The following is a 22,772-nucleotide window of genomic DNA, read 5'->3' as shown; positions in this document are numbered from 1 at the left end:
AGTCGTGCCGTTATCCGGTTTAAATGTCTTGCGGGCCCAACACCCGCAGGATTTCCTCGCAAGTGGTCAAACCTTGTAACACCTTGCTGAGCGCATCATCGGCTACGGTTTTATAGCCGTTTTTTAGGGCGGCATTTTTGAATTCCAGATGTCCGGCTTGTCTGGCAATCATGTCGCGCAGTTCTTCATTGGGAATTAATAGCTCGATCAGGCAAATTCGGCCGTGATAACCGCTGGAGGAGCAGTGTTCGCAGCCTTGACCCTTAAATAGTGGTTGGTTGAGGTTACTAAATAGCGGCCCCAATTGTTCCAGCAAGTTTGGATCGACTTGAGTCGGTGTGCGGCAATACGGACAAATTTTACGCACCAACCTTTGGGAGATGACGCCTGCCAGGCTGCTGGCTATGCTGTAAGGCTTCAGGCCTATATCGAACAGGCGGGCAATGGTGGCGATGGCCGAGTTACCGTGCAGGGTGGAAAACACCAGATGGCCGGTCAAGGCCGCTTGGAACGCTATTTCCGCGGTCTCCAGATCACGTATTTCACCCAATAAAATCACGTCCGGATCCTGCTTCAAGACGGCGCGTAATACGGCGGGGAAAGTCAGATCGATTTTGCCTTTGAGGTTCACTTGACCGGCGGTATCCAGATAGTATTCAACCGGTTCTTCCAGTGTGACAAAATTTTTGCTGGGAGTGGCCGAGTGCTGCAATAAGGAATAAAGAGTTGAGGTTTTACCGCTACCGGTCGGGCCGGTGGCCAAAATGATGCCCTGCGGTTTATTGATCAGCCGCTCCAGTTTAACCAAATCGCAGGTTGAGAAACCCAGTTGATCGATCGGGTGTATCGATGCGTTTTGATCCAAAATTCGCATCACCAGTTTTTCGCCGTTTAAAACCGGCAGGGTGGATATGCGCAGGTCAATGATACGGTTGGGGGTTTTTATGGTCACCCGACCGTCTTGCGGACGCCGGCGTTCGGCAATGTCCATTGCGGCCATGACTTTAATGCGTGAAACCAACGGGCCGTGGAAATGATGCGGGATATAAATTCTATCTTCCAGGATGCCGTCGATCCGATAGCGCACGGCGACGCTTTTGGCGCGGGGTTGGATATGTATGTCACTAGCCCCCAAACGAATGGCTTCCAGGATAACGGCGTTGACCAAACGTATTGCCGGCGGTTCTTCGGTTTGCTTTAAAAGTTGCCCCAGCGATAGGTTGGTATCCTCTTCGTCGATGACGATTTGGATGTTTTCGAAAGGATCTTCGGTGGCTACAATGGCGTTAAAGTCGCTAAACGATGGCATGCCGCCATAAGTGTCCTCTACTTTTCGCTGAATCTCGGCGACATTGGCCATCACCACTTTCAATGGCAGTCCGCTCATGAAACTTAATTCGGTTTGTAAATCCAGATTGACCGGATCGGCCATTGCCACGAGTAATTGGCCGTTTTCGATTTTTAAGGGCAGAACCGCATGTTGCCGGCAAATCGAATGCGGGATCAGATTACGCACCTCGGGTTCGACTTGAAATTCGGCCGGGGCGATCTCTTCCACCAGCAAATCCTTACGCAAGATGTCGCGGATGACGGCTTCGTCTAGCCATTGCCGATCCAGGATCAGTTTCAGAACCGAGTCGTCGGCGTTTTGTTTGAGTTTAAATACTTCCTGCAACTGGGTATTGTTGAGTAGGTTTTTTTTATTCAGCAAAATGGCAATCTGGCCGCCATCGGAACCGACCGCTTTGCGGAGTTTGCCAATTTCTTTGGTTTTTTCCTGATTTTCTATGTTGAGTTTTTTGTTTTTGTTGATCAGGTCGTATTGTTCCAGCGCCAGACTGACCGTAATGCGCAAATCGTCATCGTTCCAGGGTTTTAAAATAAACTTGTAGACCGCGCCATCATTGATGGCGCCCATGACCGCGCCGGTGTCGGCTTGGCCGGTCAACATGATGCGAATGGTATCCGGGTGCAGGGCTTTGATGCGTTTTAACAATTCCGCACCGTTCATATGCGGCATTTTGTAGTCGGTAATGATGAGTTGATAGGCATTGTCCTTGAGTAGTTGCAAGGCCTCCTGGCCGGACATGGCGGTGTCGATGCGGTAGTTCTCCCGCCGAAAAATCCGCCGCAAAGCACTCAATACATTGGCTTCGTCGTCAACGAACAGCAAGCGGTAATTGTGCTTACCAGCTGAGTCGCTATCCGGATGTCCGCCGGTAAATAGTGAACTATATTTCGACATGAGTGACGGGCGGTTTGACAGGCAGACTAATCGTTACCCGCGTGCCGGTGGGCCGGCTTTTGATTGTCAGGTTGCCGCCATGGGCCTGGACAATATTGCGCGACACGCTCAACCCCAGTCCCATGCCTTTGCCTACTTCCTTGGTGGTAAAAAACGGGTCGAAAATGTGCGGCATGTCGGTCTCGGTAATGCCGCGGCCGTTATCTCGTACCTCGATAGTAATTTGATTGTCTTGAAAGGCGGTACGCAAGTGAATGTTACCCAGGACGGTCGTGGCGTCAACGGCATTCATCAAAACACTTAAAAACACTTGCCCTAGCTCGCCGGGATGGCAGTGCAGCAACGGCAATACGCCTAAATCCAAATGCAATTCGGCTTTGTCGCGCCATTCGGCGGTGGCCACATGGCAGACTTGCCGGATAAGCATGTTAAGGTCGGCTTCTTCGCGTGCGGTTTCGTCGATGCGGGAAAAGCCTTTTAAGTCTTTTACGATGGCTGCGATCCGTTCGGTACCGTCTATGCTTTCAGCCAGGATGTCTTGCATGTCCTGCTGGATAAAATCCATGTCTGCCTGTTGCCAGGCGGATTTTAAGGCGCTCATGTCCTGGCAGGATGGCAGCATAGCGCCGATTTTCTTCAGGGCGTCCAGGTACGAGCAGGCCGTGGTCAAATTGCTGCGGATAAAGCCGATCGGGTTGTTGATTTCATGAGCGATTCCCGAGGCCAGACGGCCCACGGAGGCGAGTTTTTCGGTTTCGTAAAGTTTTAGTTGGGCGCTTTCTATGGTTTTAACTTGTTGCTGAACGCGAAGCTCCAGGTTTTCCGCCAAGGCTTTATAGCGTTGCTCGGATTGTTCCAAGGCTGTGTGTCGGCGTTGCAATTCTTCAAAGTCCGCTTGCTGAGTTTGCAGGTGTAAATCCGAGGCCATTAAGTAGCGGGCATTGGCGCGAAGTAATAGGGTAATCAGGGCAGTGGCGGCTTTTAAGCGGTCTTGGGGGATGGCGGCGGTGAGGCGGCCGATGGGTTCCAGTTCGCCGTATAAGGGTTGGCTGATGGCGTCTTTTGCTTGCTCGGGCGCGCCCAACAGGCATTCGCCTTGTTGGTTGAAAATGGCTAACGGAGCGTTCAACAGGGTATGCAAAGCCGTTTCCAGACGCTGTTTGTCGATACCGTGCAGTAACTCGTTTAAACTTAAATCGCGTTCGAAATCGTGGTCGGATTCTTTAGACATCGGATTACGCCTGATTGTCTATTCGGCCACAGGCCTGATCGACAAAGGCCGCCTGGGACAAATGGTGTAGGCATTGAAAGTCAAATTCCTGATCCAGATGGTTATAAACCTGGTGTAATAAGGCGTGGAAGGTCTCAACCACGCCGCCGCCGGCCAATGCCGAGCTGAAAAGTACCGGCCAGGGCGCGGACTGCCAACGTTGCAATACTTCTGCCTCGCTCAAAATGTCGGGCAGGTCGCGCTTATTGAATTGCACCACTAAAGGCAACTGGTCGAAGTCGATGCCGACGCGGGCGGCGTTGTCTTCCAGGTTGGAAAAGGCTTCGCCGTTATTGGTGCTTTGGGTGCGTTGCGAATCGGCGACGAATACCACGCCGTCGGCCCGTGATAGTACCGCTTTGCGGGTACTGTCATGTATTACTTGACCGGGTACCGTATAGAGCTTGAATTTAATCAGCAGACCCGATGGGGCTTTAAAACCCAGCGGCAATAAATCGAAGAACAGGGTGCGATCGTTGGCGGTTTCCATCAGCATCATTTCGCCTTTTAGGTCGGTGCGCAAAATATCGTGCAAACGCATCAGATTAGTGGTTTTACCACTCTGCGCGGGACCGTAGTAAACCAGTTTGATCGTTAAGCGGTTGTTTTCTTCGTCGAAATTTGCCATGACATTTCATTGGCCCGTTCTTGAAAGGCTGGGAAGTTGATAAACCCAACAGTTTATACGATATAACACAGTCGCAGTTGACAGGTATCGTCGGCAGCCAAATTCCAGCCGGGCAAGCGGGCGTGACCACTGGCCCGAACCGCTTCCGGTTGAAATCGCGAGGTCAGCTATTCATTGGCAACGATATCTACCAGCAATATGCGGTCTGGATCCAGACGCAAGGATAGGGTTTTGCATAATAAGTCGCTGGCGAAGTCGCGATAACGCTCCGAGGTGACGATGCGGTTGCGGTCGCCCGCGGCTTCCAGGGCCAGTAGCTGAAAAAAATAAGGCCGCCAGGACCAATTGAAGCCAATTTTGCGAGGGTCGGTAAACCATTGGTTTTCTAAAAAACTGAAGTCCGGGGAGAGTTGATTGCCTTGGTTATCGCACAAATAAAAACGCACAACATCGCTTTGGGCGAAATTCCAGCTAGCCAATTCGTTCAAATTAAAATCGCCCTGTAATACTTCGGATAAACGGTAAATAAGTTCCTTAGTGGTGTTGATGGCGGCGACCTTGGTTTGCAGTTTGGTTACCGTATTTTTCAGGAACTTGTTACGTAACGAGATGATGTGTTGTTCGTAAAGCTGCGGCTGTTTGAATTCGGCTTGGGCGGGCGAAAACAGATAACCTTGCATGAATTGCGCACCGCAACTGAGCCCGAACAAAAACTCCTCGTCGGTTTCCACGCCTTCGCAAATAATCTGGCAGCCGGTACGTTTGCCCAGTCGGGTCATCAGATGTACCACTTCGCTGGCAAGACCGCCTTTGGTGGCTTGCTTGAATAAGCGCATGTCGATTTTTATGATGTCCGGATGTATTGCCAGTACCCGCTGTAATTGCGACGAACCGGCCCCAAAGTCGTCTAATGCCACCCGCAGTCCCTGCTTGCGGTAGCGTTTGACGATTTCCTTTAATTTATTCAGGTCGGCATGGTCTTCGGTGATTTCAATAATGATGCGCTGACGATCGATGTTGAGTTCTTCCAGCATCTTTAAGGTGGGTAGCGCATTGAGATGGCGCAGATTATTGATCCAGGCCGCGGAAATATTGATCGCCAAATAAGTGTTGCTGTCCAGCTCGGCGAATTTTTGCAAAGCCTGCCAGCGCACTTGCCGATCCAGCTCGGTGCGTTGTTTTTCGTCTAAATTCGGCGAGGAAAACAGCGCGCCGGCGGAGATGATTTTGTTGTTGGCGTCCAGCTGTCTGGCTAGTGCTTCATAGCCGATAATTTTGCCGTTGGCCACACTGACGATGGGTTGAAAATGCGGGAATAGGTTGATTGTGGATTCCATATGAGATTTAACTAGCCTCTATTGTCATGTGGGGTCTCGGGTTATTGAGCTAGAATTGGGCGAAACGCGTATTTCCGGTCTACGCTTTAATGATCCGTTTTTCGCGTGAGCGTAATTATGGTTCATTATTAACTAAAAGGAGGCTTTATGTTCGAATATAAGCTCTATTATGCGACAAACCGTAAGCATAAGGGGTCGCGTTGGCACCCGGATAGTTACGGGAAGAAATTTAGCGACGACGGCATGGAGAATCTGCGTTTTGGGGTTATGAGGGTCAATGCGGACCACAAGACGGTGCAAAAATATCTGAATGCACCGTTGAAAGATTGCGGGGCCGGCGATGGCGAAAAGTTGGCTGCTTATCTGGCGGGATGCGCGGAGGAAGCCGAAATTGTCGTCTATGAGGAATCCATCAAAGCGGATATTGCCGAACAAGCCCAGGCCAATACTAAATTGGGTTCCAAAGCCATGTTTGCCGATTTGATGCAGGACATGCAAAGCAGCAGCGATGTGTTGATTTATATCCATGGCTTTAATGTGGCCTGGAACGATGCGGTAGGTTCGGCATTGGCGTTGCAATTGATGCTGGGAAACGCCCCAACCCGGGATGAAGCGCAAAAAGTGCAAGTGGTTTTATTCAGTTGGCCTTCCGATGGCTTGGCGTTGCCGTGGGTATCTTATAAATCCGATCGTTCGGAGGCCGTCGGTTCCGGTGCTGCCGTGGGGCGCGGCTTTTTGAAATTACGCGATTTTCTGGCCGATTTGCGCGATAAGGCTAAAAAAGGCGGCAAACAGCTCTGTGGCCAGGATATCCATCTGCTGTGCCATTCCATGGGCAATTTTTTATTGCAAAGTGCCTTGTCCAGAATTACGGACTTTACGCCGGGCAATAGCTTGCCGCGTATCTTCGAACACGTGTTTCTATGCGCGCCCGATGTGGACGATAACGTTATGGAGGCGGGGCAGCCGCTGGAAAAAATCGACCAGATTGCTCGTAACATATCGCTTTATCATAATCGGCAGGATACCGCGATGGTGATCTCCGACTATAGCAAGGGTAATCCGGAGCGTTTGGGAGGCGCGGGCGCCGCGCATCCAGCCTTGCTGCACAACAAAGTGCATCAAATCGACTGCACCCCGGTTGTGCATGGCATAGTCGAGCATAGTTATTATCTGGCGGGCAAGGTGGCGGCCGACATTAGGGCCAGTATCGATGGCTGGGAGCAGGGCGATAGTCGCCGGGAGAGGCAGCGAAGTGCCACTTTGGAGAATGTTTGGACGCTGAAGAAGTAGAGGAGATTGTGGGGGCGTTGGCGACCGGTGCTTGTCTAATTCGTCCAACAATTGGCTGAAATAACATCTCGGAGGTTAGATTTATCATATCCTGTGATACTATTCCCGGCCTTACAGTAGATGGCAAATCGCAATTACTTAGATGTGTTTGTTTTGAAATAGATAATTGATTGAATGTTAGCCCGATTGTGCCTCGATAGTCTTAAGCGTTTTATTAAATCTAAATGCGCCTCGATAAATCTCAAAGATACGCTTTGAAACAAGCCTTACAACATCTTGATCCTGATGATGAAGCATTTTTGTTTGGCTCGCGGCTAAATGAAAACGCCCACGGCGGTGATGTGGATGTGTTAATTTTTTCTCAGCAACCTAGTTTTGAATTGTCTCTAAAATTTACCCGGGATTATTTTAAAAATTGCGAAGAAAAAATCGATGTGGTCGTTATAAATCCCCAAGCCATGACGGAAGAACAGTCGCTTTTTGTTAAGTCAATTGATAAGGAAGCGCTCATCGATTTATGAATCAGCTAGATATTCAGCAGCTAACAATTGCTGCGCAAAAATACCAAAAAGTCTTTCTGTTGCTGAGTGCCAGTATTAATAAAACATCGGGCTTTGAAGTGGATAAAGCCTATACTGCAGACGAATTGGAGCCTTTTGATGCGTTAAGTGATCGGTTTATCCGTATTGTAGAAGTAGCGATCAAGCTCTTTAGGACCTATGAATATTACATGCAAGCTCAGCAAAGCCAGACGCTAAGAGACAGCTTACACCAAATGGAGAAAGCTGGGCTTATTTCCGATATTGATATTTGGCTGGATATGCGAGATGTGCGCAACAGAATCGTACATGACTATATTCCAGAAAAAATAGCTGAAATGTACTTGCTGGTCAGGACGGTTTTTTACAGGGAACTGGCGTTATTAAACGATAAGGTTAATGATCTGCTTAAAATATAAAAAGCCATGGCTAAATATAATTGACAGAGGCGAAAGCTTGGCCGGTTTGAAAAAGATTAGTGATTTGATTAGTGGCTTGAATTGAACGGGTGATTGAGGCTTTAAGGGACAATGGCCCTTTGTATTTGGTAAAAGACTTTGCATCTATTTGCTTGCACCTGTTGAATGATTTTTGGTGCCGCATCATACCGCGTGAATCGATCCTACGGTTATGGAGTAAATTGCCCAAAAATAGTGGGAAACGGTTCGAAGATATGTAGCAGAGACAGCGGCGGTTTGTGTTGTGGTCGCTGGCGTTAAAATCGCCTCCGCTGCACTTTTTGTTGTCAATTACTTGAAATGATTGAAAATGGTGACATCAATAAAAGGCTTATTTGGACGCTACCCGTTCCGCGCGAAAAAACAGCATGGATTTTAACGATTTAAAAGCCCAGTTAATTCAGCTGGCAAAATCAAATGACAACATAGAGTTGCTTTGGCTATATGGATCGTATGCAAAAGGCAGTGCGCACGAGAACAGCGATATCGACTTGGCGGTTGCGTTTAAAACCTGGGAAAACGATGTGGTCGAGCGTCGATTAAGGCCGGAGTTACTCGCTTTGGATTGGCTGCACACATTAAATTTGCCTGAGGGAAAATTGAGTGTATTGGACATCAATGCCGCACCCATTCCGCTAGCCATGTCTGTGCTAAAAAACGGCGAATTGTGGCTTTGTAAAAATACTTATCGTCTCGCCCAAGAGTTGCAGCGCATCATGTCGAAATGGGAGATAGATTACCTTTTTCACTATAAAAAACAACAGGCTATGAGTATCAGAAATGGATGATACCTATGTTTTTTCGATGCGAGAGCATCTTGCTGAGTTGAAAAGCGAGTTGCAAGGATTAACGGATATTATTAATCAACGGGAATTAAGTCGTTACGAATATCGAGCAGCTGAGCGCACCTTGCAAGTGTTGATAGAAGCCTGTATCGGCATCGCCAAACATTGGAATTACGTTTTTTATAAAACAGCACCTGCCGATGCCTATGCGGCGTTCGAAAAACTATCTCAACAAGGCGTTGAGGCGGTGAATGATGTAGAATGGCGCAAAATTATTGGTATGAGAAATGCGCTAGTACATGATTATCTCAATATAGAACCTGACATCATTAGGGCTGTAATCAAAAAAACGGCTTATAACGAATTGCTTGAGTTTGCCAATAAGGGATTAACGGTATTGCAAGAATCAATCGCTGATTAAATCCTTGGGAAGGGTTCTGAACGGAGTCTGAAAGCACTGAGTTAGCAAAGAATGTTTGATGCTTGTATTTTGGGTCATTTGTTTCATGCCAAGGTTAAACTGTCGAGTGTGGGATGTGGAAATCCAGTCTATATTTCGGAGGATTGAGTATTGGCAGCAAATCATAGGGTTCTGACCCTGTTTCTTCGCTGTGTTGATATTCGTTAGTGGCTTATCAACAAAACCCACTGCTTTGTCTATAACTAATTTTATAACTTAAATGAAAACCCTTGTAATAGAACCCGGTTTGGCCGAGCGCCATTACTGGCGAGATCTTTGGCGCTACCGTGAACTTTTTTATGTATTGGCGTGGCGCGATATTTCAGTAAGATATAAACAAACCATAATCGGTCTGGCATGGGCGCTAATTAGGCCATTTCTTACTATGATAGTGTTTAGCGTAATTTTCGGTCAAATCGCTAAATTACCAACCGAAGGGACAGCGCCTTATTCATTGATGGTTTTTGCCGGACTATTACCATGGCAATTTTTTTCTACGGCATTGTCTGAGTCATCTAATAGTCTTATTGGTAACGCCAACCTTATTAGCAAAGTATATTTTCCTCGGCTTATAGTACCAACGGCGGCGGTTGTTGTGTCTTTCGTGGATTTTTTGATAAGTTTCGTTATTCTGATTGGCTTAATGATTTATTATCAATTTTTACCTGGTTGGCAAATTTTGACCTTGCCACTTTTTGTAATTATGGCTTTTCTTGCCAGTCTTGGTCCTGGGTTATATATCACTGCACTTAATGTAAAATATCGGGATTTTCGTTACATCATACCTTTTATTGTACAAATTGGGCTTTACGTATCGCCGGTAGGTTTTAGCTCTTTGGTGGTGCCTGAACAATGGCGGCTACTTTATTCCCTCAATCCTGTTGTAGGGGTCATCGATGGTTTTCGTTGGGCGGTGCTTGGCGGACAAACACCCATTGATTGGAATGCTTTTATGATCAGTTGGGGTGTCATCGTTTTTTTTCTTTGTCTTGGTATACGCCAGTTTCGCAAGATGGAAAAGAGCTTTGCCGATTTAATTTAATAGATAAACGAATGACCAAAGATTTTGCTATTTCTGTAGAAAACTTAAGTAAATCCTATTTTGTCGGGCATAACACCGCTAAAGGTGAGAGGTATACCTCATTGCGTGACGTGATGGCTAGAAATGCGATTAATCTTGCCCGTAAAACTCGTGATATGTTTCGGGGGCAAGCGATTGTGCAGGGTGACGAAATTGAAGAATTTTGGGCGCTAAAAGATATATCGTTCGAGATTAATCGGGGTGATCGTGTCGGCATCATAGGCCGTAATGGTGCTGGAAAATCAACGCTACTAAAAGTTCTAAGCCGCATTACCGAACCTACTAAGGGACGCATTGAAATCAATGGCCGAGTGGCTAGTCTATTGGAGGTCGGCACCGGTTTTCACCCCGAGCTAACCGGAAGGGAAAATATCTACCTAAACGGTGCTATTTTAGGAATGTCTCGAATTGAAATTCAGAAGAAATTCGATGAAATAGTAGCGTTTGCGGAGGTAGAAAAATTTTTAGACACCCCGGTCAAGCGATACAGTAGCGGCATGTATGTTCGTCTCGCTTTTGCCGTGGCCGCGCATCTTGAGCCTGAAATATTGATAGTTGATGAAGTTCTGGCTGTCGGTGACATGCAATTTCAGAAAAAGTGCTTGGGTAAAATGGAGGAGGTTAGCAACCAAGGGCGCACAGTTTTATTTGTTAGTCACAATATGGCGATGATTTCTAACCTTTGTCAAAAAGGAATTATGCTTGAGGCTGGTCGATTAGTATTCCAGGGACGGATTTCAGATGCTGTTTTGCATTACTATCAAAAACAAAATGAACAGAATGTTAGAGCAAGCAAATTATTTGAGAGTGATAGGGCGGCATTAATTAATGGTGAATTAATTGGCTTAAGTAGCGCTTCAGATATATCTATTCATGAGCAGTTAGTTGTACGAATGCGTTATAAGATTAAGAAGCCGGTTGATGGAAAATGTGTGCCAAACTTTCATTTTTCAGCTGCAAATGGTACCTGTGTGTTTGTATCGAATGCTGATGGGGTTACTGTTACGACTCCCGGTGATTATATTGCAGATTGTAAAGTTCCAAGTAATCTTTTGAATGAAGGGGCGTATTTTGTAGGATTGGCCTTAACCACTTATTTAACTTCAGGTTCATTCGAGGTTGATTTTTTTGACCAAAATGCCCTAACTTTCAATGTGGTTGATCCAATGGATGAAAGTTCAAACCGTTACGGCTATGCTGGAATGATTCCTGGTGTAGTACGGCCCAAGTTAATTTGGAATATTCACCAGGATATTAAATGAAAGTAGTCATTCTTGCGGGTGGATTAGGTACCCGTATTAGTGAGGAATCACACCTCAGACCTAAACCGATGATTGAAATCGGTGGAAAGCCCATTCTTTGGCACTTGATGAAAATCTATTCCCACTACGGGATTAACGATTTCATTATCTGCTTGGGTTACAAAGGATATGTAATTAAAGAATATTTCGCTAACTACTTTTTGCATATGTCTGACGTCACTTTTGACATGGAAAATAACAATATGGAAGTTCACCAAAAAAATGCCGAGCCTTGGCGCGTGACATTAGTTGATACCGGCGAATCAACATTGACAGGTGGACGACTTAAGCGAGTGCAAAGTTATGTCGGCGATGAGACGTTTTGTTTTACCTATGGCGATGGAGTTGCGGACATCAATATTGCCGAACAAATTACCTTTCATCGCAAAGCTGGAAAATACGCTACTGTAACCGCCATCCAACCCCCAGGTCGCTATGGCGCGCTGAATTTACAGGGTAATTTGGTGCATCACTTTCAAGAAAAGCCAGCAGGTGATGGTTCATGGATAAACGGTGGTTTTTTTGTGTTGGAGCCGGATGTCTTCGATTACATACAGGGCGATCAAACCAGTTGGGAATCGCAACCATTGCAAAGACTTGCTTCCGAAGCTCAATTATTGGCTTTTAAACATACTGGGTTCTGGCAAGCGATGGATACATTGCGTGACAAAAACCATCTTGAGGAGCTTTGGAATACCATTCCGCCCTGGAAAGTATGGACATGAAATTATTTGGTGAGCAATATCGAGGACGCCGGGTTTTGGTAACCGGGCATACTGGCTTCAAAGGTAGTTGGTTAGCGCTTTGGCTAACCAAGCTGGGTGCAAATGTCTTTGGTTACTCGTTGCCACCTGAAAGTACGCCCAATCATTGGGAATTGCTTAGTATTGATATTCCGCAGTATTTGCATGACATTCGCGATGCGGAAGAAATGGCAAAAATTGTTGCAGAATTTCAGCCGGACATTGTTTTTCATCTCGCCGCGCAACCGCTAGTCAGACGTTCCTATCGAGAACCCCTCGAAACGTGGTCTACCAATGTCATGGGAACCGCCAATTTGTTGGAAGCCTGTCGACATTCTGCTACCTTGCAAGCGATCGTGGTGGTGACTACTGACAAATGCTATGAAAATCAAGAATGGGCCTGGGGGTATCGGGAGAGTGATCGCCTAGGCGGGCATGACCCTTATAGCGCATCTAAAGCTGCGGCTGAACTGGTGGTCAATAGTTATCGTAAGGCTTTTTTTCATCATGCCGAAGCACCGTTGTTGGCGTCTGCTCGGGCCGGCAATGTAATTGGCGGTGGTGATTGGTCGGAAGACCGACTGATCCCTGACTTGGTGAGATCGTTGGCGGAACAAAAAACGCTACTAATTCGCTCGCCATCTGCGACGCGGCCTTGGCAACATGTACTAGAGTCGCTCAGCGGTTATCTTTTGCTCGGACAAAAACTTTTGCAAGGTAAAACAGAAATGGCTGATGCCTGGAATTTCGGCCCGGAAACCGAAGGAAACCGGACTGTGGCAGACGTTTTGGCGGGTTTGCAAGCGAACTGGCCGGAAATGACTTGGCAAACTACTGATCAACCTCAGCCACATGAAGCGAATTTACTGTACCTGGATAATGCTAAAGCCAAAACCCTGTTAGGTTGGAAACCTGTTTGGAATTTCGATAAAACACTTGAAGCAACAGGTCAATGGTATCGTCATTACTATCAAAATGGCCAGCTGTCCAGTGAGGTACAATTGGCCGATTATATCGCTTCTGCTCAAATGGCTGGAGTTGGGTGGGCGTCCTCATGAACCTTCGTCAAACAAAAATATCAGGCGTCGTCATCGTCGAAAGTGCTGTGTTTAAGGATCATCGCGGCGCATTTTCACGTTTGTATTGCGAGCAGGAACTAAACGAACTTATTGGCACTCGGCGAATAGTGCAAATCAACCATTCCCTTACCAATGCTAAAGGCGCGGTGCGTGGTATGCATTTCCAGCATCCGCCGCATGCGGAAATGAAACTAATCCGCTGTTTAAACGGGCGTGTATGGGATATTGCTGTCGATTTGCGTCAAGATTCGCCCACTTTTCTGCAATGGCATGCCGAGGAATTGAGTGCGGACAGCCCTAAGATGATGGTGATCCCAGAAGGATGCGCCCATGGATTTCAGGTATTGGAGTCCGAAAGCGAATTGCTTTATCTACATACCGCTTTTTATCAGCCGTCCGCTGAGGCTGGTTTGCGCCATGATGATCCCCGTTTAGCCATTACCTGGCCATTGCCGGTAACCGATCTTTCCGTTCGCGATCGCCAACATGCCTTGATCCCTCAAGATTTTTTCGGAATCAAACTATGAATTGCCGACATTGTCACTCCCCACTCGAACATGTTTTTCTTGATCTGGGGTTTGCGCCGCCTTCGAATGCCTATTTAACGGTTGCCGATCTAAACAAGCCCGAGTTGTATTTCCCGCTTAAATTGTTTGTCTGCGAGCATTGCTGGTTGGTGCAAACCGAAGATTACGCCGAGGCCGACCAGCTTTTTAGTCACGATTACGCCTATTTTTCTTCCGTTTCAAAAAGCTGGTTGGATCATGCTGCGCGTTACGTCAGTATGATTACCGAGCGGCTTGGACTAAACAAAAACAGTCAGGTGATCGAAATTGCCTCCAATGACGGCTATTTGCTCAGAAACTTTGTTGCATCAGGGGTCCCCTGTCTCGGCATAGAACCAACCGATAGCACTGCTACTGCCGCTGAGAAGCAAGGTGTCCCGGTGTTGCGCGAATTTTTCGGTAAAAAGCTGGCAGAATGCCTCGTTGCCGAAGGAAAGCAGGCCGATCTGATCATCGGCAACAATGTTTTTGCGCACGTCCCGGATATCAACGATTTTACGGCCGGGCTTAAAACCGTGCTTAAACCCGATGGCACTATCACACTGGAATTTCCGCACTTGATGCGCCTCATCGAACATACCCAGTTTGACACCGTTTACCACGAACATTTCTCTTATCTTTCGTTATGGACGGTTAACCGGATTTTTCAGCAAGCCGGTTTGCGGATTTATGATGTGGAAGAATTGCCAACTCACGGCGGAAGCCTGCGCATTTATGGTTGCCATGCGGAAAAATCAATTTCAGCCACTTCCGCAGTCGATGCTGTACTTACTGCAGAAGCGCGACAAGGTTTGCGCGACCTGGATACCTATCATGCCTTTCAGGTTAAAGCGGATCGGGTCAAAGATGATTTTCTTGGTTTTTTGATCGAACAAAAACGCTTAGGGAAAACAGTAGCCGCCTATGGTGCAGCCGCTAAAGGCAATACCTTACTCAATTACGCCGGCATAAAGCCTGATTTATTGCCATTTGTTTGTGATGCCGCTGCTTCCAAGCAGGGCAAATTCATGCCGGGTAGTCATATTCCAATTCTGTCGCCCGAGGCGCTGTTTGCAGAGCGCCCCGACTATTTGGTGATCCTACCTTGGAATATTGCAGCTGAGGTCAAAACCCAAAATGCAAAATTAGCTGAACTTGGGGCTAAGTTTGTCACCGCAGTGCCAAAATTGGAGATTCAATGAAGCCGCGCATACATTACACCAAACCTTCGATCACCGAATTGGAGGTCCGCTACGCCACCGACGCGGCGGCGAATGGTTGGGGCGACAAATGCTACGACTATATCAACCGCTTTGAAGAGGCGTTTAAAGCCCATCTAGGTGTCAAATATGCCATTGCCACATCGAGTTGTACCGGTGCGTTGCATATGGGTATGGCGGCATTGGGAATAGGTCCAGGCGACGAGGTTATCATGGCTGATACCAATTGGATCGCCACTGCTGCGCCTATTGTTCATCTGGGAGCAAAGCCCGTTTTTGTCGATATTCTTCCGGATTCTTGGTGCCTTGATCCGGATTTGGTTGAACAAGCAATTACCCCCCGAACCAAAGCGATTGTTGCTGTTCACCTTTACGGAAATCTTTGTGAGATGGATCGATTGTTCGAAATTGGCGAAAAATACGGTATTTCAGTGATTGAAGATGCGGCAGAAGCAATTGGTTCTGTGTATCATGGCAAACGCGCCGGTTCTATGGGGAAGTTTGGAGCTTTTTCATTTCACGGCACCAAAACGCTAACCACCGGCGAGGGAGGGATGTTTGTCACCAACGATCCAGACTTATACGTGCATGTACTGACGTTGAGCAACCATGGTCGTGCCCGTGGCCAAATCAAGCAGTTCTGGCCGGATATGGTCGGATACAAATACAAAATGTCCAATATTCAAGCGGCGATTGGCTGTGGACAAATGGAGCGTATTGAAGAGTTGATCTATCGTAAGCATGAAATTTTCAGTTATTATCGCGAGCAATTCAAAGGTTTGCCAGGTATTTTATTAAATCCTGAGCCAGATGGGATTGTTAATGGGGCTTGGATGCCGACCACCGTTTTTACGAGCGAAACCGGTATTACGCGGGAAAAACTGCAAGCCGCTTTTGATGAAGAAAATATTGATGCGCGCGTGTTCTTCTGGCCACTGTCCAGCTTACCTATGTTTGATCCCGTGCAAAGTAACCAGAACGCATGGTCGATACCAGAGCGAGCGATCAACCTGCCAAGCTATCACGAGATGAATGACGATGAGATTGTTCGTGTCGTAAGCGTAATTCGAAAAGTCACCCAGGAAATGGCATGACTGATTCTCAGAGATGTGCGTCACCTTGTGTTGTAGTTTCTCAACCCATGTATTTTCCTTGGGTTGGAATGCTTCAACAGATACGACTTTGCGATATTTTTGTTTATTACGATGACGTGCAATTCTCGCGTGGTTTCTTTAACCGTGTGCAGATCAAGACGAAACATGGTATCCGTTGGTTGACAGTGCCATTGCTTGACTGGAAACGAGGGCAACTCATAAATGAGGTCAGGATTGATAACTCGCAAGATTGGAAGCGAAGTCACATCAGTCAGTTAAAACAAGCTTATGCAAGTGCGCCTTACAAAGAAGAAATGCTAGATCTGGTGCATGATGTATTTGCAGGTAGCTATAGCCGAATTAGCGAATTGTCATCAGCTTCGACTAGCGCTCTCGTAAGCTATTTTTCTGCGATAGGGGAAAGCAAAGAATTCTTGTTTTCGTCAGCTATGAAAATTCAAGGTGCGAGTTCAAGAAGGCTGATAGATATTTGCCTTAGCCTGAATGCGGGTTACTATCTAACCGGACATGGTGCTCGCAATTATTTAGATCACCAGGGATTTGAAAAAGAAGGTATGGATGTTGCATATATAGGCTATGTGCTAGAGCCTTATCCACAGCTTCATGGCGAGTTCACCCCTTATGTCAGTGCGCTCGATCTGATTGCGAATTGCGGCAAGGATGGGTTGAAGCTCATTCAGGGTGCCCCGGTTGATTGGTACGACTTTATTGCGAAAACACAAGCAGACAAGGATTGAAAGTGAAAAAAGATTTGAACGCTGTTTCATCAGAATATCGCCCGGATGCAGTAACAGAAATTGAAAACAATCTGATGCTCAATTGGTATCCTCAGCGCATTATCAGCCGCTTCAAGCATGTTCCATCACTGCTTGAACTCGGTCTCGGGCATGGGTTTTCAGCAAAAATCTTTGCCAATGCCTGCAATCGTTATGTGGTGCTTGATGGTTCGTCAGTCGTGATTGAACAGTTCAGGCATAACACTCCGGATTTTCGCGGCGAGATCGTTGAAACCTATTTTGAGGATTACAGCCCAGATCAGAAATTTAATGTCATCGTGATGGGGTTTGTTCTTGAGCATGTCGATGATCCCGATTTGATACTCAAGCGTTACCATGACTTTCTGTTGCCGGGCGGCAAGCTTTATGTGGCGGTGCCAAACGCCAAATCGATGAATCGTCGCCTGGGGCTCGAGCTTGGCTTGATTGACGATATCTACAGCCTGAATGCGAATGACCTTGCGCTTGGTCATCAACGCCAATATTGCCGAGACACACTGAAAGCGGCTGTCGCCCGTGCGGGTTACCGTGTCTTGCACGAAGAGGGCATCTACCTCAAGCCGCTTCCGCTCGGAGTCTTGAAAACGCTTGAAGACTTCGAGGCCAATTTGCAGGCGATGTTACGCGTTGGCGTTGATTTTCCCGATTTGTGTGTGGCCCTGCTAATGGAGCTGGAAGTGCAATGAACTCCGTTATTCTCGTTGGTGCAACCTCAATGCTAGGTCTAGAGGTTGCACGGCAATTACTTAGCGAGGGAACTGAGGTGATCGGTGCGGGGCGCCAGATCGATAGCAACATCCGGGTGAATCTGGGTTCCGATCAGGAACCGGTGTTCCAAAAGCCATACAAGGCGGATGTTGTGATCCACTGTGCATCGGCCTTCGGCGTTGATAGCCCAGAAGGGCTGCGTGAAAATTTACGGGTCAATGTCGGGGGCTGTTTCCAAGTCTTGGAAATAGCTCGGGAGGCTGAGGCCAAGAAAATCGTCTATGCAGGTACGGGTTTTTCCGATCCAAGTTTTAATCTCGACCCGATGGGTGTATACGGTTTTAGCAAAGCAGAGGCTGAGCGCATTTTAGACTGGGGCATCACTCGGGCAGGTGGAACATTTTGCAGCTTGCGCCTGCCCCAACTGTGGGATACAGACGGCATGTGCTGTGTCCATCAGCCTTGGTTTGGCCGCATTGTGGCCTATGCCTCGCGTGGGCTTAGCTTGAAGATGCCGACATCCAACGGCGTGCGCAACTTCATGCATGTTTCTGATGCGGTGCGCTTATTGATTCTGGCCTCACAGACTGACCTGACAGGTGTGCATACAGTGGCGCACCCCATTGATGTTGATCTCGTCGAGTTGGCGCGATCGGCCTATCAGGTGTTTGGCAAGGGCGGCAGTGTTGTGATCGACCAAAACAAAGCCCCCTTCCGTAAGGTAGCATTCCCAAAAGAAGATGGGGTTTACGCAAGGCTTGGTTTTGAACCAGCCCTTACAACGTTGCAAGGGCTAGAAAGAATTCGTGAGGCGGGCACGTCCGATCGATTCGGCCCGATGGATGTGCAATGAGTGCAGGTAATGAAATCGTTGTCTTAGTGACCGGTGTGGGCGCAATAATTGGGCTGGGAATCGTTCGAAGCCTCCGCGCCTCGGGCCGTGCTCTCCGGGTCGTGGGGGTTGATCGTAGTGCCGGATCTCCCGGGCCGTACATGGTAGATGCTTTCGAGCTGAAACCAACTGATCCGGAGGATTCACCCGAGTATCTTGCTTTTTGGCAAGCTATTATCTGCAGGCATGGAATTCAACTCGTGATGCCCGGGCTTGAAGTCGATATGTTGTTCCTTGATAAAAACCGAGGCTGGGTCGAATCCCTGGGAGCCCGGCTGGCGCTTAATTCTCCAGAATTAATACAACAAACAGCCAATAAATGGGATTTCGGAAATACTCTTGCCAAGATAGGCTATCCGGTCATTCCTTCGATGCGCCCAGCTACGTGGGGTGAAGCAATCGATAAACTAGGAGCTCCTCCCTTATTGCTCAAACCTTTGCATGGAAATGGGTCGCGGGGTATCGTTAAATTGCAGGATGAGCAAGATTTTGAGTATTGGCGCAATAAAGCTTCGGGTGATTGGATGCTGCAAAGGATTGTTGGCAATACTGACGAAGAATATACCGTCGGTGTATTTGGCCTGGGGGGAGGGGAATTTATTAGTCCATTGATATTTCGCCGACGTCTGTCTGCCTCGGGCAATACGCAAGAAGCAGAAGTCGTTTCAAATCACCTAATAATGGAGCGGGCAGTAGAACGACTGTGCAAGAATTTCTGCCCCGTTGGCCCGACCAATATGCAATTTCGCATGGAAGGCGACACCCCCTACCTGCTTGAAATAAATCCTAGGTTTTCTAGTAGCAATTCATTGAGAACCGCATTTGGGTATAACGAGGCCACGATGGCCATCGACTTTTATCTGCTTAAAAAAACACCTGAAATGCCTTCCATTCGAAAAGGCATTGCGTGGCGCTATTCCGAGGATTTTGTAATTCATGCTAGCGATACTGTCTGACATCCATGCAAATTTGCCCGCTCTCCAAGCCGTGATCGCGGACGCAAGATCGCGGGGTTGCTCACGTTTTATCTCATTGGGGGATGTGGTTGGCTATGGCGCTCAGCCCGGAGAATGTATCGACCTGCTGCAATCGTTTCATGTAACGAACATTTTGGGAAATCACGACAGCTACATCACCCGTAATGAAAACTGCCCCCGATCCAGAGTGGTCTCTCAAATCATTGAATACCAGCGAGCTGTTCTTAGCTCGAATCAGGTTAACTGGTTGCGCAATTCCCTCGATTTTTTGCGAAAAGAGGAGCTTTTATTTGTTCATGGAGGTCCCGATGATCCCTGCGATCAATATCTTTACACGGTTTCCCGCAATACGGTACCAGACGGCGTACGCTGGCTTTTCTCAGGACATACGCATGTGCAGTTGCTAGTCGACTTCAATGGGCTTGGTTATTGTAACCCTGGTTCAGTTGGGCAACCGCGTGACGGCGATTCCCGTGCCGCGTATGCCATACTTGATGGAGAAACGGTGCAACTGCATCGGATCGCGTACGACATTGATCGCACGGTTGCAGCAATGAAAGCTGCCGGATTCGAGCCCTTCTGCTACGAGAATCTTTACCAAGGTGCCCAGATTGGTGGGCGCGTTGACACCATCAATATTGTTTTACCCTAAGGAAGTCATATGAATACATCTGAGCTGTTCGGAAAAGAAGTTGCGGAAAACATTAGGTGTTTAGGTAATGATCCTACCTTGTTTTTAGAATCATTAACTTGGATGCTTAGGGCCGGTATCGTAGGCGGGTATACCTATAATTTTCGTTGGCTCGGGCGTCCGATTATCCAATACCCGCAGGATATGGTGGCGATGCAGGAATTGATCTGGCAAATAAAACCCGATCTAATCATAGAAACAGGTATCGCTCATGGCGGCTCGCTGATTTTCAGTGCTTCCATGCTGGCGCAACTGGATATGTGCGAGGCTATTGAAGAGGGCAAATCGTTTGATCCAAAAGTTTCGAATCGCAAGGTACTGGGTATCGACATCGACATTCGCGCTCATAATCGTGCCGCAATCGAGGCGCACCCGATGGCTTCACGAATTCAGATGATACAGGGCTCCAGCATCGCACAGGATGTCATCGAGCAGGTTCACGCTATCGCCGCCAATTATTCCCGAGTATTGGTTTGCCTGGACAGCAATCATACCCATGAACATGTATTGGCTGAATTGAATGCCTATGCTCCACTTACTAGTAAAGACAGCTATTGCGTGGTGTTTGATACTATTGTCGAAGACATGCCCACCGAGATGTTTCCTGACCGTCCATGGGGGCCAGGCAATAATCCCAAAACCGCCGTATGGGAATATCTAAAGTCGCATCCGGAGTTTGAAATTGACAAGTTAATTCAGAGCAAATTGCTGATTACTGTGGCACCGGATGGTTATCTGAAAAGAATACGATAGTCATGATCGTTATATTTGAAAACAGTAGTGAACTATGAGACAGCCTTTAGTTACTATAGGTATCCCTACTTATAAAAGAACGTCTGGCTTGAAAAAGGCTCTGGATTGTATTCTTAATCAATCTTATTTTAATTTGGAAGTGATTGTTTCAAACAATAATCCTGAAAATGACGAAACAGACAATTTACTGATTGAATATTTAAAAAAAGATAGCCGAATTAAATATTTTAAGCAAAGTCATAATGTTGGTCCTATTGGAAATTTTGAGTTTGTTTTGAACGAAGCTAAAGGCGAGTATTTCGCTTGGGCAGCAGATGATGATTTATGCGAACCTGAGTTTGTGGAGAAAATAATAGTTGAGATGCTCTCTGATGAAAAAATTGTTTTGTGCGCATGCGATATCAAAGTAATTGATGTTGAGGATAGGGAGATTGGTATGCATAGGCTAAACTCAATAAGAATTAACTCGGATTGGAGCATTGCGAAGCAATTATTTTTTGAATATCCAACTTCTAATATTTTCTTCTGCATTTACGGCATTTATAAGACCAATGTTCTCAGGGATTGTGGTCTTTCAATTTCAAAAGGTTGGAAGAATTTGTGTACGAATGGTGAAGTGCCATTTTTGGCTAGGATTAGTGCGAGAGGTAGAATAACGGCAGTTTCAGAAGTCTTGAAGTTTTACAGAACCCACGATAATTCAGTTTATAGTAATGAAAGTTCTGGCATGACATCCGTTGATTCTTTAATGATGAAAGCAATTATTAGAGTAAAACTATACAAAATTGCGCTATTTGAAGTTAGTGGGCTAGCAGAGAAAAGCGTTTTGTTAAAAACGATTTCCCAATCATGGATAAAAAGTATTAGCCCAAGAAAGCTAATTGTACCATTGGTGCCTAAAGGCCTGAAGGTAGCTATCAAGGAGTTGTACAAGTGAATTGTTCAATATGCAATTCCGAATCCGAAATCATCACCAGTTTGCATGATGATCGATATGGCTATTCTGGCACGTATCCGCTGAGAGCTTGTTTGATTTGTGGACATGCGTTTCTGGATGCGCATTTTTCGCAAGCGGACCTAAATACACTTTATTCAACCTACTATCCACGGTCTGCTTTCAGTCTCGAAAGCTACCAACCGCATTACGAAGCATCTGGATTTTCAGCGTGGCTAAATGGGGTGAGTGCATCAGCATTTCGCTGGGTTCCAAAAAATGTGCGTGTGTTGGATATTGGCTGCGGTTTTGGTGAAACTTTGGGGTATCACCAAGCCAGAGGTTGTGACGTATACGGAGTTGAGGCTGACCAAAATATTAAACGAGTAGCTGAGAAATTTGGTTATAAGGTTCATGTAGGGTTGTTTGATCCAAAGCGATATGAATCGGCGTTTTTTGATTACGTAACCATGGATCAGGTACTTGAGCACGTTCAAAATCCTATTTCTGTATTGCAAGGTGTTGCTCAGGTTTTAAAACCTGATGGACACTTAATAGTGAGTGTGCCTAATGCAAAAGGCTGGGGTGCTTGGCTTTTTGGACGGTATTGGATAAATTGGCATGCTCCATATCATTTACAATTTTTTTCTGAGAGTTCGATGCAAATTGCTGCAGAAAAATCCGGGTTTCGTATAGAGCGGTCTTTTACTATAACATCGTCTTCGTGGTTGCATTACCAGTGGGTGCATTTGTTGACCTATCCTGATGAAGGTGTACCTTCAAAATTTTGGGCGCAGAAAGGGACATATTCTTTTTCTCAAAAAGTTGGCGTCAAGTTTTTATCGGTTGCACATAGATTAAAGATTAATCATGTACTTACTCGAATATTTGATGCTCTGGATTTGGGCGATAGTCGGCTATATATATTAAGAAAAATATAAA

Annotated in this window: 24 protein-coding genes; 20 read left to right on the top strand and 4 right to left on the bottom strand. The window is 46.7% G+C overall.

Annotated elements, in window-relative coordinates; genetic code table 11:
- Window positions 1–19: 19 nt before the first annotated feature.
- From M0R33_RS15845 to M0R33_RS15830, 4 genes are all read right to left on the bottom strand, one after another.
- Window positions 20–2,245, bottom strand: a complete 2,226-nt coding sequence (locus tag M0R33_RS15845; RefSeq protein WP_292571311.1) for an ATPase, T2SS/T4P/T4SS family — start codon at window positions 2,243–2,245, stop codon at window positions 20–22.
- The gene (locus tag M0R33_RS15840) at window positions 2,232–3,476 is read right to left on the bottom strand and encodes an ATP-binding protein (protein ID WP_292571308.1); all 1,245 of its coding nucleotides are present in this window, start codon (window positions 3,474–3,476) and stop codon (window positions 2,232–2,234) included. Before M0R33_RS15840 ends, M0R33_RS15845 begins: the two co-directional genes overlap by 14 nt.
- Window positions 3,477–3,480: 4 nt before the next feature.
- Window positions 3,481–4,143: a GTPase domain-containing protein gene (locus tag M0R33_RS15835; protein ID WP_292571305.1), complete on the bottom strand. Its 663-nt coding sequence runs from the start codon at window positions 4,141–4,143 to the stop codon at window positions 3,481–3,483.
- Window positions 4,144–4,310: 167 nt separating this feature from the next.
- Window positions 4,311–5,480, bottom strand: coding sequence for an EAL domain-containing protein (locus tag M0R33_RS15830; protein ID WP_292571303.1), 1,170 nt, complete (start codon window positions 5,478–5,480; stop codon window positions 4,311–4,313).
- Between the two features lie 147 nt (window positions 5,481–5,627).
- On the opposite strand from M0R33_RS15830, the gene M0R33_RS15825 reads away from it, so the two are divergent.
- The 20 genes from M0R33_RS15825 to M0R33_RS15730 all read left to right on the top strand — a co-directional run bounded on the left by M0R33_RS15825 (window position 5,628) and on the right by M0R33_RS15730 (window position 22,771).
- Window positions 5,628–6,773 (top strand): alpha/beta hydrolase, encoded by a 1,146-nt coding sequence (locus M0R33_RS15825; RefSeq protein ID WP_292571300.1) that lies wholly within the window; start codon window positions 5,628–5,630, stop codon window positions 6,771–6,773.
- A 224-nt stretch (window positions 6,774–6,997) separates the two neighbouring features.
- Window positions 6,998–7,294 carry a nucleotidyltransferase domain-containing protein gene (locus tag M0R33_RS15820; protein ID WP_292571297.1) on the top strand — a complete coding sequence of 99 codons (297 nt, stop codon included), beginning with the start codon at window positions 6,998–7,000 and terminating at the stop codon, window positions 7,292–7,294.
- Complete coding sequence (locus M0R33_RS15815; RefSeq protein ID WP_292571294.1) at window positions 7,291–7,731, top strand: nucleotidyltransferase substrate binding protein; 441 nt, start codon at window positions 7,291–7,293, stop codon at window positions 7,729–7,731. The genes M0R33_RS15820 and M0R33_RS15815 overlap by 4 nt, the downstream gene beginning before the upstream one ends.
- 407 nt (window positions 7,732–8,138) lie before the next feature.
- Window positions 8,139–8,558, top strand: a complete 420-nt coding sequence (locus M0R33_RS15810; protein ID WP_292571291.1) for a nucleotidyltransferase domain-containing protein — start codon at window positions 8,139–8,141, stop codon at window positions 8,556–8,558.
- Entirely contained in the window at window positions 8,551–8,976 is a 426-nt protein-coding gene (locus tag M0R33_RS15805; protein WP_292571289.1) for a DUF86 domain-containing protein, read from the top strand. Before M0R33_RS15810 ends, M0R33_RS15805 begins: the two co-directional genes overlap by 8 nt.
- Window positions 8,977–9,235: 259 nt before the next feature.
- Window positions 9,236–10,057 (top strand): ABC transporter permease, encoded by an 822-nt coding sequence (locus tag M0R33_RS15800; RefSeq protein WP_292571286.1) that lies wholly within the window; start codon window positions 9,236–9,238, stop codon window positions 10,055–10,057.
- A gap of 11 nt (window positions 10,058–10,068) precedes the next feature.
- On the top strand, window positions 10,069–11,358 hold the full coding sequence (locus tag M0R33_RS15795) for an ABC transporter ATP-binding protein (protein ID WP_292571283.1): 1,290 nt from the start codon (window positions 10,069–10,071) through the stop codon (window positions 11,356–11,358).
- A complete protein-coding gene (gene rfbF, locus M0R33_RS15790; RefSeq protein WP_292571280.1) occupies window positions 11,355–12,122 on the top strand; it encodes a glucose-1-phosphate cytidylyltransferase in 768 nt (255 codons plus the stop codon). Before M0R33_RS15795 ends, rfbF begins: the two co-directional genes overlap by 4 nt.
- On the top strand, window positions 12,119–13,198 hold the full coding sequence (gene rfbG, locus M0R33_RS15785; protein ID WP_292571277.1) for a CDP-glucose 4,6-dehydratase: 1,080 nt from the start codon (window positions 12,119–12,121) through the stop codon (window positions 13,196–13,198). The genes rfbF and rfbG overlap by 4 nt, the downstream gene beginning before the upstream one ends.
- Window positions 13,195–13,746, top strand: coding sequence for a dTDP-4-dehydrorhamnose 3,5-epimerase (gene rfbC / locus M0R33_RS15780; protein WP_292571274.1), 552 nt, complete (start codon window positions 13,195–13,197; stop codon window positions 13,744–13,746). The genes rfbG and rfbC overlap by 4 nt, the downstream gene beginning before the upstream one ends.
- Complete coding sequence (locus tag M0R33_RS15775) at window positions 13,743–14,966, top strand: class I SAM-dependent methyltransferase (RefSeq protein WP_292571271.1); 1,224 nt, start codon at window positions 13,743–13,745, stop codon at window positions 14,964–14,966. Before rfbC ends, M0R33_RS15775 begins: the two co-directional genes overlap by 4 nt.
- Window positions 14,963–16,078 (top strand): DegT/DnrJ/EryC1/StrS family aminotransferase, encoded by a 1,116-nt coding sequence (locus M0R33_RS15770; RefSeq protein WP_292571267.1) that lies wholly within the window; start codon window positions 14,963–14,965, stop codon window positions 16,076–16,078. The genes M0R33_RS15775 and M0R33_RS15770 overlap by 4 nt, the downstream gene beginning before the upstream one ends.
- Window positions 16,075–16,836, top strand: coding sequence for a WbqC family protein (locus M0R33_RS15765; protein WP_292571264.1), 762 nt, complete (start codon window positions 16,075–16,077; stop codon window positions 16,834–16,836). The genes M0R33_RS15770 and M0R33_RS15765 overlap by 4 nt, the downstream gene beginning before the upstream one ends.
- A 2-nt stretch (window positions 16,837–16,838) precedes the next feature.
- Window positions 16,839–17,561 carry a class I SAM-dependent methyltransferase gene (locus tag M0R33_RS15760; protein WP_292571261.1) on the top strand — a complete coding sequence of 241 codons (723 nt, stop codon included), beginning with the start codon at window positions 16,839–16,841 and terminating at the stop codon, window positions 17,559–17,561.
- Window positions 17,558–18,436 (top strand): NAD(P)-dependent oxidoreductase, encoded by an 879-nt coding sequence (locus M0R33_RS15755; protein WP_292571258.1) that lies wholly within the window; start codon window positions 17,558–17,560, stop codon window positions 18,434–18,436. Before M0R33_RS15760 ends, M0R33_RS15755 begins: the two co-directional genes overlap by 4 nt.
- A complete protein-coding gene (locus M0R33_RS15750; protein WP_292571256.1) occupies window positions 18,433–19,431 on the top strand; it encodes an ATP-grasp domain-containing protein in 999 nt (332 codons plus the stop codon). Before M0R33_RS15755 ends, M0R33_RS15750 begins: the two co-directional genes overlap by 4 nt.
- Window positions 19,412–20,104, top strand: coding sequence for a metallophosphoesterase family protein (locus M0R33_RS15745; RefSeq protein WP_292571254.1), 693 nt, complete (start codon window positions 19,412–19,414; stop codon window positions 20,102–20,104). The genes M0R33_RS15750 and M0R33_RS15745 overlap by 20 nt, the downstream gene beginning before the upstream one ends.
- Before the next feature lie 9 nt (window positions 20,105–20,113).
- Window positions 20,114–20,896 carry a cephalosporin hydroxylase family protein gene (locus M0R33_RS15740; protein ID WP_292571251.1) on the top strand — a complete coding sequence of 261 codons (783 nt, stop codon included), beginning with the start codon at window positions 20,114–20,116 and terminating at the stop codon, window positions 20,894–20,896.
- A gap of 34 nt (window positions 20,897–20,930) precedes the next feature.
- Window positions 20,931–21,833 (top strand): glycosyltransferase family 2 protein, encoded by a 903-nt coding sequence (locus M0R33_RS15735; RefSeq protein WP_292571248.1) that lies wholly within the window; start codon window positions 20,931–20,933, stop codon window positions 21,831–21,833.
- On the top strand, window positions 21,830–22,771 hold the full coding sequence (locus M0R33_RS15730; protein ID WP_292571246.1) for a class I SAM-dependent methyltransferase: 942 nt from the start codon (window positions 21,830–21,832) through the stop codon (window positions 22,769–22,771). Before M0R33_RS15735 ends, M0R33_RS15730 begins: the two co-directional genes overlap by 4 nt.
- Window position 22,772 lies beyond the last annotated feature (1 nt).

The organism is Methylomonas sp. (assembly GCF_023228165.1).
Taxonomy (GTDB): domain Bacteria; phylum Pseudomonadota; class Gammaproteobacteria; order Methylococcales; family Methylomonadaceae; genus Methylomonas.
Note: the sequence above shows the minus strand (reverse complement) of the source record. Positions and strands in the feature narration are given on the sequence as shown.